Below are 14330 nucleotides of genomic sequence, written 5' to 3'. Positions count from 1 at the left end.
GAGGTCATCATGAACGGATCGTCATCGACCGGCGCGTTCGGCACCGGCACGCCCATCGAGAGCATCTGGCGCGCGATGGAGCAGGCCCGCTCCCGCATGGAGAAGCGCGTCGGCTCCCGGGTCGGCCGCGGGGACGTGCGCACCGCGGTGCTCGCGCTCCTCGCCGAGCAGCCCATGCACGGCTACCAGATCATCCGCGAGATCGAGGAGCGCAGCGGAGGCGACTGGAAGCCGAGCCCCGGCTCGGTCTACCCGACCCTCCAGCTCCTCGCGGACGAGGGCCTCATCACGGCCGACGAGCAGAACGGCCGCAAGACCTACACGCTGACCGACGCCGGCCGCGCGACGGTCGCCGAGCACGGCACCTCGACCCCGTGGAACGACTCCGACCACGTCGACTTCGGCGCCCTGCCCAAGGCGGGCCTCGAGCTCGCCCAGGCCGCGGCCCAGGTCGGACGCTCGGGCACCCCCGAGCAGATCCGCAAGGCCGTCGCCGAACTCGAGGACGTGCGCCGCCGCCTGTACGCGATCCTCGCGCAGGACTGACCCGGGTGGCCTCGGTCAGCCCGGGTCCTGCCGCCCCGGGCCACCGAGAGCGGGAGGACCGGCGGCGCTACCGCCGGATCCTCCGCTTCGCCGCGTGGCATCTCGCGGTCACCTGGTTCTTCGACCTGCTCCTGCCGCGGGTGGGGCTCACGCGCGTCGCGCTCCGCACCCGGCCCGGCCGGATGCGCCGCTTCGCCCGCAGCTTCCACGTGCTCGCGGTCGACCTCGGCGGCCTGATGATCAAGGTCGGCCAGTTCATGTCGTCGCGCCTGGACGTGCTGCCGCCCGAGATCACCCGGGAGCTGGAGGGGCTGCAGGACGAGGTCCCGCCCGTCCCGTTCCCGCGGATCCGGGCGCTGGCCGAGTCCGAGCTCGGGCTGCCGCTCGAGCGCGCGTACGCCGGAGTCGACGAGTCGCCCGTCGCCGCCGCCTCTCTCGGGCAAGCCCACCGCGCCCGGCTCGCCCCCGCCGACGCCGAGGACACCGGCTACTCCGCCGCCATCATGAAGGTGCAGCGGCCGGGGATCGACCAGATCGTCGAGGTCGACCTCGCGGCTCTGCGCCGCGTCGGCGGCTGGCTCAGCCACGTGCGCCTCGTCTCGGACCGCGTCGACGCCCCGGCGCTCGTCGAGGAGTTCGCGGTCACCAGCCTCGAGGAGATCGACTACCTGCAGGAGGCGGCCAACTCCGTCCGCTTCGCCGCCGACTTCGCGGGCGACGCCCGGGTGGCCGTCCCGGACGTGGTCTGGGAGCGCTCGACCCGCAAGGTCCTCACGCTCGAGGACGTCACCGCGATCAAGATCACCGACCACGCCGCGCTGCTGGCCGCCGGGATCGATCCGCGGGAGGTCGCTCCGGTCTTCGCGGCCGTGATGTTCGACCAGCTCTTCACCAACGGCTACTTCCACGCGGATCCGCACCCCGGCAACGTCTTCGTCACGCCGACCCCCGGGGGCGAGCTGCCCTGGCGCCTCACCTTCATCGACTTCGGGATGATGGGCGAGGTGCCGCCGAGCACCCGTGCGGGCCTGCGCCGGATGCTGATCGCCGCCGCCTCCCGCGACGGCAAGGGGCTCGTCGACGCGGCCCGCGCGGTCGGCGTCCTCCTCCCCTCGGCCGACTCCCGCGAGCTGGAGCGGGCGCTCACGCAGCTCTTCGCCCGCTTCGGCGGCATGGGCTTCGCCGAGCTGCGGGAGGTGGATCCGCGCGAGTTCCGCGACTTCGCCGTGCAGTTCGGCGACGTCGTGCGCGCGCTGCCGTTCCAGCTCCCCGAGAACTTCCTGCTCGTCATCCGCGCGATGTCGCTGACCTCGGGCGTCTGCAGCGCGCTCGACCCGGCCTTCAACCTGTGGGACTCGGTCGAGCCCTACGCGCAGCAGCTGATCCGCGAGGAGCGCGGCTCCGTCGTGCAGGACGTCGGCAAGCAGGCCGTCGACACGCTCGGCCTGATCTGGCGCCTGCCGCGCCGACTCGACCAGCTCGTCACGACCCTCGACGACGGCGAGCTCGCGGTCACCGTCCCCACCATCGAGCGCCGGCTGAACCGGCTCGAGGGCACCGTCCGCCGCGTGATCTCGGCCGTGCTGTTCGCGGGACTGCTGATCGCCGGCGCCGTCGTGCGCCCGGACGACAGCGGCTTCGGGACCGTGCTGATGATCGCGTCGGCGCTGCCGCTGCTGCACGCCCTGCTGGCCCGCGGCCCGCGCGGCTGACGGCCGCCGTCGGACCGCGGCCGCCGCGTCGCATCCGTCACCTCCTCCGCTCACCTCACCGGCGGCGCGGTCGACATCGGCTACACGGACGCGGACAGCCGGCTCGCGCAGCACGGCACCGACTACGGGCTCTGCCAGATCTACGCGAACGAGATCTGGCACTTCGAGCTCGCCACCGAGCCGGGCGGCGACTGCCCGGAGCAGCTCCCCGACGCGAGCGCGACCTGAGCGGCTCTCCCGCGCTCCCGAGGATCCGATGCGTCGCGAAGGGTCGTCATCGGAGCCGCGTGGGAGCCGTTCGCGACGCATCGATCGCGCAGGCGGCCGGGCTCAGCGGCTGGTGAGCAGCTCGACGAACTCGTCGGCCATCGCGAGCTGGGCGCTCAGCGCCTCGCGGCGCTCGCGGGCCTGCGCGACGAAGCCGTCGAGCTGCGCGCGGACCTCGGCCGGGGCGTCGTCGCCCTCGGCCTCGAGGGTGTCGATCACGCGGAGCAGCGCGGCCATCTCCTCCAGCGAGAAGCCGAGCGGCTTCATGCGGCGGATGAGGATCAGGCGGTCGTAGTCGGTGGACGTGTAGAGGCGGAAGCCGCCCTCGGTGCGGCCGGACGCCTTCACGAGGCCGATCTCGTCGTAGTGGCGCAGGGTCCGGAGCGAGAGGCCGGTCCGCTCGGCGAGCTCGCCGATGTGCATGGTGCCGATCCTGCTCACCCCTTCAGATCTACCCTTACGTGAGGGTAGGGTTGCCCGTGCTGCTGACACGCCTCTGCAAGCTTGGCATCCCCGCCCGCTTCCGCCGACCCGATGCCGCAGCCCTCCGCGCTCCTCGTCGAGCACCCCTCCCACTCCCTGGAGCCGCCGCGATGGCCCTCGCTTCGAAGACCCCTGCCCGCCCGCACGCCGAGCCCACCGTGATGACGGCGCTGCGCACCCCCCGCATCCTGACCCGCGAGGTCCTCGCCGGCCTCGTGGTCGCGCTCGCGCTCATCCCCGAGGCGATCTCGTTCTCGATCATCGCGGGCGTGGATCCGCGGGTCGGCCTCTTCTCGTCGTTCGTGATGGCCGTGTCGATCGCGTTCCTCGGCGGCCGCCCCGCGATGATCACCGCCGCCACCGGCGCCGTCGCCCTGGTGATCGCCCCCGTCGCCCGCGACTACGGAATGGACTACTTCATCGCGACGGTGATCCTCGCGGGCGTGCTCCAGATCGTGCTCGGGCTGCTCGGAGTGGCGAAGCTCATGCGCTTCATCCCCCGCAGCGTGATGGTCGGATTCGTGAACGCGCTGGCGATCCTGATCTTCTCGGCGCAGATCCCCAACCTGATCGGCGTGCCCTGGCTGGTCTACCCGCTGGTCGCCGTCGGCATCGTGATCATGGTGGTGATGCCGCGCCTGACGAAGGCCGTTCCGGCGCCTCTCGTCGCCATCGTCCTCATCACCGCGGCGGTCGTCGTCACGGCGGTCGCCGTCCCCACCGTGGGCGATCAGGGCGAGCTGCCCCGCAGCCTCCCCGAGCTGTTCCTGCCGAACGTACCGCTGACCTGGGAGACCTTCACGACCATCGCGCCGTACGCCGTCGCGATGGCGCTCGTCGGACTCCTCGAGTCGCTGATGACTGCGAAGCTCGTCGACGACATCACCGACACCCCCTCCCGCAAGACCCGGGAGTCGCTCGGGCAGGGCGCCGCGAACGTGCTCTCCGGCCTGTTCGGCGGCATGGGCGGCTGCGCGATGATCGGCCAGACGATGATCAACGTGAAGGCGTCCGGCGCCCGCACCCGCATCTCGACCTTCCTCGCCGGCGTGTTCCTCCTGATCCTCGTCGTCGCGCTCGGCGACCTCGTCGCGATCATCCCGATGGCCGCGCTGGTCGCGGTGATGGTGATGGTCTCGGTGGCGACGTTCGACTGGCACAGCATCCGCCCGTCGACCCTGAAGCGGATGCCCGTGGGCGAGACGGTCGTCATGATCGCCACGGTCGTCGTGGTCGTCCTCACCCACAACCTGGCGATCGGAGTCGTCGTCGGCGTCCTCGCCGCCATGGTCGTCTTCGCCCGCCGGGTCGCCCACTTCGCGACCGTCGAGCGCACCCTCTCGGCCGACGGATCGACGGCCCACTACACGGTCACCGGCGAGCTGTTCTTCGCCTCCAGCAACGACCTGACCACGCAGTTCTCCTACGCAGAGGACCCCGCGCACGTCGTGATCGACCTCTCCGGCTCCCACATCTGGGACGCCTCGACCGTCGCCGCGCTGGACGCCGTCACGACCAAGTACGAGCGCCACGGCACCCGCGCCGTGATCGAGGGCATGAACGACGCCTCCACCCGGATGCACGGCCGCCTCGCCGGGAACCTCGGCGCGGGGCACTGAGGGTCGGGGCTGCGGGACCGCACGCGCAGCCCCTCAGAGCGGCGCGAGCACCAGCGACCAGAGCCAGCGCCCGCCGACGACCCGGTGCACGACGACGAACAGGGCGGTGATCGCGAGTCCGACCGGCAGCAGCACGGCGCCGGCCGCGAGGCGGTCGGCGGGCACGGCGAGCAGCAGGCCGAGCGGCACCGACGCGCAGGCTGCGACCAGCGCCGCGACGAGAGCGGCGCGGCAGTCCCGGGTCGGCTGCGGCACGACGCCGATCCGGCGCCGGACCAGCCGGTGGGCGAGGGCCCACGCGGCCGTGGTCCCGAGGGCGGTGCCGCCCGCGATCGCCGGCACGACGAGTTCGGCAGGCAGGAGGAGCCCGCCGACGAGCGCCCCCGCCGCGACGCCGACGGCCGAGACGACCTGGGTCGCCAGCGAGTCGCGGGCCCGACCCAGCGCGAACATCGCCCGGTTGAGGACGTAGGTCTGGCTGAAGCCGACCAGGCTCAGGGCGAGCAGCTGCAGGACTCCGCCGATCACCGGTGTGCCGAAGACGAGCTGCGTGAGCAGTGGCGCCGCCGCGACGAACAGGAGCGTCGCGAGCAGAGTGACGGCGAGCACCGCGTCCTCGGTCCGTCGGAGGTTCACCGCCGCGGCCGCCCGATCGCCGCGGTGCAGGTCCCGGCTGAGCGGCGTGAACATCGCCGTGGCGACGGAGACGACCAGGATGCCGTGCGGCAGCAGGAGCAGCAGCTGCGCGCTCGAGAAGGAGTTGAGGCTCGGCCCGTCGACGCCGGCGCGGTTCATGGCCTGGCCGGCCGCCGTCGCCGCGTTCGAGACGACGATGTACGACACCTCTGCGACGAGGGCGCCGAGGAACACCCAGACCGCGTCCCGCGACACTCCGCCGAGCCCGGCGACGCCGAAGCGCGGCCGCAGGCGGACGCCGACGGACCGCGAGAACGCGACCGCGATCACCCCCTGCACCACGATCGCCGCAGTGGCAGTGCCGCACAGGAGCGCCACCATCTCCGGCGTCCACTCGTCGGCGGGTGTCGACGCCGCCTCGGGGTGGATCAGGAGGAACACCGCGATCCCGAGCACCGAGATCACGTTCGCGCAGGCGGGCGCCCACGCGCCCGGCCCGTACTTCTCGGCGGAGTTGAGCAGCTGCGAGAAGACGGCGAAGACGATGTAGAAGAAGATCTGCGGCAGGCACCAGTAGGCCATCTGGGTGGCGAGCAGAGCCCAGTCGGCCGACCAGCCCCCGGCGTAGAGCCCGACGATCAGCGGCGCCGCGAGCGTGCAGGCGGCCGTGAGGAGCGCCGCTCCGCCGAGGCAGACGGTGAGCAGCCGCTCGAGGGTCCGCACGCCCTCCGGTCCGTCGGCCCGCGCCCGGACCATCTTCGGCACGAGCACCGCGCCGAGCACCCCGCCCGCGATGAGCCCGTACAGGTAGGTGGGCGCGGAGTTCGCGACCTCGAACACCTGCCCGCCGACCGACGCGCTCGTGCCGCCGACCGCCACGATCAGGAGCGCCAGCCGGACGAACCCGAGGATCCGCGAGACGAACGACGCGACCACCATCCCCCCGGTCGCGCTGCGCATCCGGGCAGCATAGGCGGTGCGACCCGGGTCGCTGCCCTCCGCGGCGCCCACCGGGGTCGATGCGTCACGAACGGTCGTCACGGGCGCGGGAGAGGGGCCGTTCGTGACGCATCGATCCCGAGGGGGGCGGGGTGGGAGGGCGAGCGGGCGGCGCTAGACGCGCACGGGCGCGACGGAGGCGCGGCGGATCAGCCGCGTCTCCAGCTCCATGCGGGTGGCCGAGGCTCCCGAGGCGAGCGGGGTCGCCGACCGGTGCGCCTGGTGCAGCATCCGGAAGGCGATGGCGCCCATCTCGCCGATGGGCTGCTGGATCGTGGTCATCGGCGGGGTCGCCCAGGCCGACTCCTCGACGTCGTCGAAGCCGATGACGCTGAGGTCTCGCGGGATGCGGAGGCCAGCGTCGTCGGCGGCCTCGTAGACGCCGAGCGCCATCACGTCGGAGCAGGCGAAGAAGGCGGTCGGCGCGTCCGGCTCGGCGAGCATCAGCCCGGCGGCCTCGCGGGCCAGCTCGCGGTCCCAGTCGCAGTAGGCGACGCGCGGATCCTCGACCCCGGCGGCGCGGAGCGCGGTGGTGAAGCCGTCGATCCGGGCGCTGCTGTAGAGCTGGGTGCGGGTGCCGCCGAGGACGCCGAAGCGGGTGTGGCCGGCGTCGAGGAGGTGCTCGGCGGCCATGCGGCCCCCGTCCCAGTTGGTCGCGCCGACGCTCGCGACGTCGGCCGGCGGCCGCGTGCTGGGGTCGACGACGACGACGGGCAGCTCGGCGGTGGTCAACAGGTGCAGCTGCGCGGCCGAGACGTTGACCAGCACCACGATGGCGCCGAGCGAGGGGCGGCGGAGGAGGCGGCTGATCCAGGCGCCGTCGTCGCGGGCGCGGGTGAGCACCAGGTCGACCCCGGCGGCGGACGCCTCGGCCTCGATCCCCTCGAGGACCGGTCCGATCCAGGTGCCGCCGATGTGGCCGACGACGACGTCGACGATCTGGGCGGAGTGCGGATCCTCGACCGGCGGGCGCAGACGCGGTCGGCGGCGGTAGCCGAGCGCGTGCGCCGCCTCCATCACGCGCAGACGGGTCGCCTCCGAGACGTCGGTGCCGCCGTTGAGCACCTTCGAGACGGTGGGGACGCTGGTCCCGGCGCGCTCGGCGATGAGCGCCATGGTCGGGCGGGTGGTCGCTCCGGAGACGTCGTCGTGGTCGGGCATGTGCTCACCGTAGCGGATGCCGACTTTCGCAACTAGCCCTGCGGCAGGACGGCTTGCTCCCGCCGGGAATCGCGGTGCATGATGGTCGGACGCCGGGGCTCCCGCGCAGAAGTTGCGCAAGTCCTGTTCGATGACGAACCGCGGAGCGATCCGCCCGCACGTGAGGACGACGATGACCGACCACTCCCCGACCACTCCCGGCAAGACGGCCCTCGTCGTCCGAGGGGGCTGGGACGGCCACCAACCGGTCGAGGCGACCGAGCTGTTCCTGCCGTTCCTCCGCGACAACGGCTACGAGGTGCGCGTCGAGGAGTCGACCGCCGTGTACGCCGACGAGGCGTACATGCGGACCGTCGACCTGATCGTGCAGTCGAACACGATGACCTCCATCCAGTGGGAGGAGTTCCTGGGCCTCCGCGCGGCGGTCGAGCGCGGCACAGGCCTCGCCGGCTGGCACGGCGGGATCGCCGACTCCTACCGCGACAACTCCGACTACCTGCAGCTGATCGGCGGCCAGTTCGCCTCGCACCCCGGCAAGCACCCGGACGAGCGCACCGGCGAGCAGTCGGACAACTACATGCCGCACACGATCGAGATGACGGCCCTCGCCGCCGACCACCCGATCACGCAGGGCATCACCGACTTCGAGCTGGTCACGGAGCAGTACTGGGTGCTGCACGACGACTACAACGACGTGCTCGCCACGACCACGCAGGCCGTCCGCCCGTGGGACCCGTGGAAGCGCCCCATCACCTCCCCCGCGATCTGGACCCGCCTCTGGGGCGAGGGCCGCATCTTCGTCTCGACGCCGGGCCACCGCGTCGAGATCCTCCAGGACGACAACGTCCGCACGATCATCGAGAGGGGAATGCTGTGGGCGTCCCGCTGAGAGTCGGCATCATCGGCGTCGGGAAGATCAGCGAGCAGTACCTCGCGAACCTCCCGACCTTCCCCGGCCTCCGCCTCGTCGCGGTCGCCGACCTGAACCAGGAGCGGGCGCAGCAGGTCGCCGACGAGCAGGGCGTCCGCGCCCTCACCGTCGACGCGCTGATCGACGACCCGGAGATCGACGCGGTGCTGAACCTCACGATCCCGGCGGCGCACGTCGAGATCGGCACCCGCGCCCTGAAGGCGGGCAAGCACGTCTTCGCCGAGAAGCCGCTCGGGCTGAACCCGGCCGAGGCCGCGCCGATGCTCGACCTCGCGGACGAGCTGGGCCTGCGCTTCGCGAGCGCCCCGGACACGGTGCTCGGGACCGGCGTGCAGACCGCGCGCCTCACCCTCGACTCCGGCGCGATCGGCACCCCGATCGCCGCGCAGGTGCACTGGGCCGCTCCCGGCCACGAGCGCTGGCACCCGGCGCCCGAGTTCTACTACCAGCCCGGCGGCGGCCCGCTGCTGGACATGGGCCCGTACTACCTGACGGCGCTCGTGCACTTCTTCGGGCCGGTCGTCCGCGTCACGGGTCTGGCCACCCGCTCCGACCGCCCGCGCACGATCGAGACCGGGCCGAAGGCGGGCACGCCGATCGAGGTGACGATCGACACGCACATCACCGCGCTGCTCGAGCACGCGAGCGGAGTCGCCACGACCGTCACCGTGAGCTTCGAGGTCTGGCGCAGCCGGGCCCCGAAGTTCGAGGTCTACGGCACCGAGGGCACCATCTCGGTCCCGGATCCGAACATGTTCTCGGACCCGGTCGAGGTCGCCGTCCGCGACGAGGACTGGCGGGTCGTCCCCGACTCCGCCGGCGTGATCGACACCGGTCGCGGAGTGGGACTGGCCGACCTCGCGGAGGCGATCGCGGAGGACCGCCCGCACCGCGCCTCCGGCCGCGTGGCCCTGCACGTGCTCGAGATCATGGACGCCGTGCTCCGCTCGAACGAGGAGAAGGCGGTCGTGACGATCGCGAGCACCGCCGAGAAGCCCGACGTGATGCCGCTGCGCACGGCGGGCTCGATCGGCGCCTGACAGCGCCGGGGGGCGACGACGGGAGGCGGGGGATCGCCGCCAGCGCGTCGCTCCCCGTTCGGGGGTGACGGCGGGGGGCGACGCCGTAGACTCGGCGGATCGACGGTCCTCAGCCGCCGCCGCACGCGGAGGGGGATCGGCCGTGGCAGTCGGCTTCCGACGGAGCGGTGAGCTCCGCGCCCTCACACGCCCCCGGCTCCGAGCGGCCGGGGACCCGCTCTCCCCCGAGGACCACCGCTCCCGGCTGTCCGGCTGGCTCCGCATGCCCGGCGGGCCGGGTCTCGTGCGCCCCTCCGCCCTCGCTCCGGCGTGGGAGGCGCCCCTGCTCCGGCTCGTGCGCGCCGGGGCGCCGGCGGAGGACCTGCACGAGGCGACCACCGGCTCCCCCGAGGGCTCGCGCCTCGCGGCCGTCGTCGAGCTCGTCCGCGACGCCCTGCATTCCGCGGACGACGATCGCGCTCTGCGGCTCACCGGCTGGCTGGTGCGCATCCGCTACGACCCGTCGGCCGACTCCTTCCTCCGCCGCTACGGGATCGCGCTGACCGTCCGCCTGCCGCTGAGCGGCGGCCTCGACGTGGATGTGCCGCTCGACGCCCCGGCGCTGCGCCTGCTCTACGCCGAGCTGGCAGCACCGATGGATCCGACCGCGGCTGTCGTGGCGGTCGAGACCCTGGAGCTGTCGACCCTCGCGGCGTCGACGCTCGCCTCCCTCTACTCCGCCCGCCGCCGCTGGAGCGACGTGGCCGAGTTCTCGGCGCCCGTCGAGAACGTGGACGCCGCCTCCGCCGCGGTGCTCACCCGCCGCGGCGTCGCTCTTCGCGAGCTCGGCGTGATCGAGGGCGCCCTCGAGGCGTTCGACCGGGTGGTGCGCCCGACCGTCACCAGTGCGCGGCCCGTGGAGCTGCGGGCGGAGGCGCTGCTCGAGCGCGCGAGCACGCTCCTCTCGGACGGGCGCACGGCTCCGGCTCGGCGCGATCTGGAGCGCGCGCTCTCCCGCTACCCGGACAGCGCCGCGGCGCACGAGCTGCTGGCGGTCACCGGGCGCTGACGCGACGGAGGGGCGCACCCTCTGCAGGATGCGCCCCTCCGGGGAGTGCGTCGGCTCAGTGCGTCGGCTCAGCCCTCGGCCTTCGAGGGCTTGCCCTCGGCGGGCAGGACCTCGTGCGGGGTGTCGCGCTCGTCCTCGCCCTCGGCCTGCGACGGCTTGTCGGACTGGTCGTCCGGGTCCTCGACGGGGCTCGGGGTCTGGTCGCTCATCGGAGTCCCTCCGGCTCGTCGGACGTGGCGGACGGCTCGGGGTGCGCCTCGAACTCCATCCAGGCGCGGTCCAGATCGGCCTGCGCCGACTCGGGCTCGCTGGCGAAGTAGCCGTCGTAGATCGCGCGGCCGCCGTGCTCGGGCAGGTCGTCGCGACCGCCGAAGGCCTGCGCGAAGCGGCCGACCTCGTCGTCCCTCTTCTGCTGATCCCGCAACCAGGCGGGGAAGGTCTGCGTCATGGTGACACCTCTCTCTCCTGCCCTCCAGCCAATCGCCCGCCGCGGATCCGGGCAAGCCCTTCCGCCGCGGGCCCCGAGGGGCCAGGCTCCGCCCTGGAGGGCGCGGGCTCCGCCCTGGAGGAGCGGCGCTCCGCCCTCTAGAGGACATGTCCGCTACAGGGCGCCCCCGCCCCCGCCGCGGAGGAGAGCCGGCCCCTAGCGTGAGCCCGTGACCGACCCCGCTTCTCCGCGCCCCGCCCGCACCGCCGCGGGTCTGCGCCGCATTCTGCTCGCTCTGACCGCGACCGTCGCCCTGCTCGCCGGCACCGCGGCTCCCCTCGCCTCCGCCGAGCCGGACCCGGTGCCGGTCGGGAACGACCACCTCGCCAACGGCGTCGCCGCCTGGGGGCGCTACCTCAACGGGGAGTGGGACGTGCCGGCGGGCATGTCCGACCTCACGGACGTCGCGAGCAGCTACAGCCACACCCTCGCGCTCCACACCGACGGCACCGTCGAGGCCTGGGGAGCGGATCTGGAGGGCGAGCGGGACGTGCCGGCCGGGCTCCGCGAGGTGACGGCAATCTCGACCGGGTACCTCCACAGCATCGCCCTCACGATGGAGGGGACGGTCGTCGCGTGGGGCGACGACCGTCAGGGCCAGACCGACGTCCCGGCCGGACTCGGCGGCGTGACCGCCGTCGCCGCGGGCAGCCACCACACCCTCGCTCTGCGGGGCGACGGGACCGTGGCGGCCTGGGGCTCCGATCAGTTCGGAGCGACCGACGTGCCGGCGGGTCTCTCCGGAGTGGTCGCGATCGCCGCGGGCGGCTGGAACAGCCTCGCGCTGCGCGCCGACGGGACGGTCGTGGCGTGGGGCGGCGACGACAGGGGCGCGTACACCGCCCCGGCAGGCCTCCGCGACGTCGTCGCCGTCTCGGTCAGCTACTCCCACAGCCTCGCCCTGAAGCGGGACGGCACCGTCGTCACCTGGGGCGACCCCGCCGACTCCGGCTTGCCGCGGGTCCCCGCCGATCTCGGCGGCATCACCGCGATCGCCGCCGGCATCGGCTTCAGCGTCCTGCTGACGTCCGACGGCACCGTCGTCTCCCTTCACCCCGACGGCGACACGGAGCTGGACGTCCCGGCCGGGATCACCGGCGCCACCGGCATCGCGGTCGGCTTCAACCACGCCTTCGCGATCGGCCCGCTGCCGACCCTCACCGCCGACACCGCCGAGACGCTCGTCAAGGCCGGGACCCGCTACTCCGCGACCTTCACGGCGTCCGGCCCGGCCGCGACCTTCGAGGTCTCGTCCGGCGCCCTTCCCGCGGGGGTGACCCTCTCGCCGGAGGGCGTCGTCTCGGGCAGGCCGACCACCGCAGGCGACTCCACCTTCACGGTGAGCGCGCGGAACGCGTACGGCACCACGGCCGGCGTGCCGCACACGGTCACCGTGGTCCCCGCGAACACCCCGCCCGTCGTGACGGTCGCCTACGCCACCGACGGCGCCTCCTACGAGAAGGGCTCGGAGCCGAGGGCCGCCTGCGCGATCACGGATGCGGAGAGCGGAACGTTCAGCGAGGAGGCCGTCGTCACCGGCACGCTCGTGAACGGCCTCGGCACCCGCACGGCGACCTGCACCTGGACCGACCCCGGAGGACTGACCACGACCGCCGCCGCGACCTACCGGATCGTCGACACCGGCGTCCCCACCATCGCCGCGACGACCGCGCCGACGGCTCCGAACGCCGCGGGCTGGTTCCGCTCCCCCGTCTCCGTCGGCTTCTCCTGCGCCGACGGCAGCGGCTCCGGGATCCGCAGCTGCACCCCCGCGCGGATCCTGCGCGAGGGCCCCGGCCAGAGCGTCACCGGCACCGCCGTCGACAACGCGGGCAACCGCGCCACGACGACCCGCAGCGGCATCGCCATCGACACCACGAAGCCGCAGCTCTCGTTCACGTCGAGGCCCGAGGGATCCTACCCCTTCGGCACCGTGCTCCCGGAGGCGCGCTGCCTCGCGGACGACGCGCTCTCGGGCCTCACCGGCGACTGCGTGATCACGGGCGGCGGCCGCTCCGTCGGACCGCACGTGTACCGGGCGACCGCGACCGACCGGGCGGGCAACGTCTCGACCCTCACCGCGTCCTACACCGTGACCCCGTGGACGGTCGGCGGGCTCAGCACCTCGGTGAAGAGCGTGGCCGCCGGAGCCGCGACCGGCATGACGTTCCAGGTGACCTCGACGTCCTCCGCGGGAACGTTCCGCCACTCCGCCCTCGCCGACGTGCGCAGCGTCACGCAGAAGCAGACCTCCTGCACCGCCGGCGCCGTCCTCACCGGAGCGCCGACGACCACCCTGACCGGACGCCTCCGCTACGACACCGCGACGAACCGCTACGTGAAGGCGTGGACGGTGCCCGCGAAGCGGGGCACCTGCTGGACGCTGACGGTCACGACGGCGGACGGCAGCACGGGGAGCGCCCGGTACTCGGTGAAGTAGCGGCGCCGGACGGCCGCCGCGGTCCTGTCAGGCTCCCGCCGCGGCGTACCGCTCCGCGAGCACGCGGAACGCGGCGGCCAGCTCGGGCGGCTCGGCCCCGGCCATCGGAGCGTCGAACCGGCCGAACGACGCGGCGAGCGCCTCCCACGACCAGGCGCCGAGGGCGAGTCGGCAGCCCGCGTCGCCGAGGTCCTCCACCTCCCCGTCGCCCGCGTAGGGCAGGACCTCGGCGGCGGGCGCCTCCAGCACCACCGAGCCGCGGCACGGCCACCCCTCCCCGGGCGCTCCGCCGCGGAACCGCGCCTCCAGGAACTCGGCGGGACTCCGGACCGGCAGCGCCCGGCGGCGGAAGCGGGCACCGCGGGGTGAGCGCGGCTCGAGCCGGTCGACGCGGAACACCCGCCAGTCGTCGCGGTCGAGGTCGAAGCCGATGAGGTACCAGCGGCCCTGACGCGCGACCAGGTGGTGGGGCTCGACGCGGCGCACCGCCTCCGCGTGCGCGAAGCGGAGCACCTCCGAGGCCCGGACGGCCGCCGCGACCGCGACCAGCCGCTCCGAGGGGACCGCGGGAGCCGGCGCCGCCGCGACCGTGAAGCGCAGCGCATCCGCTCGGGGCCGGAGCCGGGCGGGCAGGACCTGCCGCACCGTCGCCAGCGCACGGGCCGACGCCTCCTCGAGCCCCGCGATCGGCGCGCGCAGGGCGGCGGTGAGGGCGAGCACCTGCTCGTCGTCGAAGAGCAGCGGCGGGAGCTCGGCGCCGGCCTCGAGCCGGTACCCGCCGTCGGGGCCCTTCGCCGCGTCGATCCGGTAGCCCATCGTGCGGAGTCGGTCGACGTCGCGACGCACCGTGCGCGGCGCGATCCCCAGGCGCTCGGCGAGCACTCCGCCCGGCCAGTCGCGGCGGGTCTGCAGGAGGGAGAGGAGCAGGAGGAGCCGCTCGGTCGTCGTGGGCACGTCCCGA

13 protein-coding genes are annotated in these 14330 nt (G+C 73.7%); 7 read left to right on the top strand and 6 right to left on the bottom strand.

Features of this window, described 5'->3' with window-relative positions:
• The first annotated feature begins 9 nt into the window (after positions 1-9).
• Both C5D09_RS14335 and C5D09_RS14330 read left to right on the top strand, forming a co-directional pair.
• Entirely contained in the window at positions 10-546 is a 537-nt protein-coding gene (locus tag C5D09_RS14335; RefSeq protein WP_104224292.1) for a PadR family transcriptional regulator, read from the top strand.
• A gap of 5 nt (positions 547-551) precedes the next feature.
• A complete protein-coding gene (locus C5D09_RS14330; RefSeq protein ID WP_104269617.1) occupies positions 552-2258 on the top strand; it encodes an AarF/ABC1/UbiB kinase family protein in 1707 nt (568 codons plus the stop codon).
• 330 nt (positions 2259-2588) lie between these two features.
• On the opposite strand, the gene C5D09_RS14325 is transcribed toward C5D09_RS14330, so the two are convergent.
• Positions 2589-2948: a MerR family DNA-binding transcriptional regulator gene (locus tag C5D09_RS14325; protein WP_104224294.1), complete on the bottom strand. Its 360-nt coding sequence runs from the start codon at positions 2946-2948 to the stop codon at positions 2589-2591.
• 170 nt (positions 2949-3118) lie between these two features.
• Between C5D09_RS14325 and C5D09_RS14320 the strand changes: the two genes are divergently transcribed.
• Positions 3119-4627 (top strand): SulP family inorganic anion transporter, encoded by a 1509-nt coding sequence (locus C5D09_RS14320; protein WP_104227143.1) that lies wholly within the window; start codon positions 3119-3121, stop codon positions 4625-4627.
• A gap of 33 nt (positions 4628-4660) precedes the next feature.
• Here C5D09_RS14320 and murJ read toward each other — a convergent pair whose 3' ends face one another.
• Both murJ and C5D09_RS14310 read right to left on the bottom strand, forming a co-directional pair.
• Complete coding sequence (gene murJ / locus C5D09_RS14315) at positions 4661-6223, bottom strand: murein biosynthesis integral membrane protein MurJ (RefSeq protein ID WP_146085648.1); 1563 nt, start codon at positions 6221-6223, stop codon at positions 4661-4663.
• 153 nt (positions 6224-6376) lie between these two features.
• Complete coding sequence (locus C5D09_RS14310; protein WP_104224297.1) at positions 6377-7423, bottom strand: LacI family DNA-binding transcriptional regulator; 1047 nt, start codon at positions 7421-7423, stop codon at positions 6377-6379.
• 172 nt (positions 7424-7595) lie between these two features.
• Between C5D09_RS14310 and C5D09_RS14305 the strand changes: the two genes are divergently transcribed.
• The 3 genes from C5D09_RS14305 to C5D09_RS14295 all read left to right on the top strand — a co-directional run bounded on the left by C5D09_RS14305 (position 7596) and on the right by C5D09_RS14295 (position 10442).
• A complete protein-coding gene (locus C5D09_RS14305) occupies positions 7596-8312 on the top strand; it encodes a ThuA domain-containing protein (protein WP_104269630.1) in 717 nt (238 codons plus the stop codon).
• Entirely contained in the window at positions 8297-9394 is a 1098-nt protein-coding gene (locus tag C5D09_RS14300) for a Gfo/Idh/MocA family protein (RefSeq protein WP_104255953.1), read from the top strand. Before C5D09_RS14305 ends, C5D09_RS14300 begins: the two co-directional genes overlap by 16 nt.
• A gap of 142 nt (positions 9395-9536) precedes the next feature.
• Positions 9537-10442 carry a tol-pal system YbgF family protein gene (locus tag C5D09_RS14295; RefSeq protein ID WP_104269615.1) on the top strand — a complete coding sequence of 302 codons (906 nt, stop codon included), beginning with the start codon at positions 9537-9539 and terminating at the stop codon, positions 10440-10442.
• Between the two features lie 68 nt (positions 10443-10510).
• Here the strand turns inward: C5D09_RS14295 and C5D09_RS17595 are convergent, their stop codons facing one another.
• Together C5D09_RS17595 and C5D09_RS14290 are read right to left on the bottom strand one after the other, a co-directional pair.
• Positions 10511-10651 carry a hypothetical protein gene (locus C5D09_RS17595; RefSeq protein ID WP_159940045.1) on the bottom strand — a complete coding sequence of 47 codons (141 nt, stop codon included), beginning with the start codon at positions 10649-10651 and terminating at the stop codon, positions 10511-10513.
• Positions 10648-10890: a hypothetical protein gene (locus tag C5D09_RS14290; protein WP_104227148.1), complete on the bottom strand. Its 243-nt coding sequence runs from the start codon at positions 10888-10890 to the stop codon at positions 10648-10650. The genes C5D09_RS17595 and C5D09_RS14290 overlap by 4 nt, the downstream gene beginning before the upstream one ends.
• A gap of 208 nt (positions 10891-11098) precedes the next feature.
• On the opposite strand from C5D09_RS14290, the gene C5D09_RS14285 reads away from it, so the two are divergent.
• Positions 11099-13369: a putative Ig domain-containing protein gene (locus C5D09_RS14285; RefSeq protein ID WP_104269614.1), complete on the top strand. Its 2271-nt coding sequence runs from the start codon at positions 11099-11101 to the stop codon at positions 13367-13369.
• Between the two features lie 27 nt (positions 13370-13396).
• Here the strand turns inward: C5D09_RS14285 and C5D09_RS14280 are convergent, their stop codons facing one another.
• Complete coding sequence (locus tag C5D09_RS14280) at positions 13397-14323, bottom strand: YafY family protein (RefSeq protein ID WP_258063344.1); 927 nt, start codon at positions 14321-14323, stop codon at positions 13397-13399.
• Positions 14324-14330 lie beyond the last annotated feature (7 nt).

Source organism: Rathayibacter sp. AY1C9, assembly GCF_002932315.1.
Taxonomy (GTDB): domain Bacteria; phylum Actinomycetota; class Actinomycetes; order Actinomycetales; family Microbacteriaceae; genus Rathayibacter.
The sequence above is the reverse complement of the archived record's forward strand: the minus strand, read 5'-3'. Positions and strand labels throughout refer to the sequence as shown.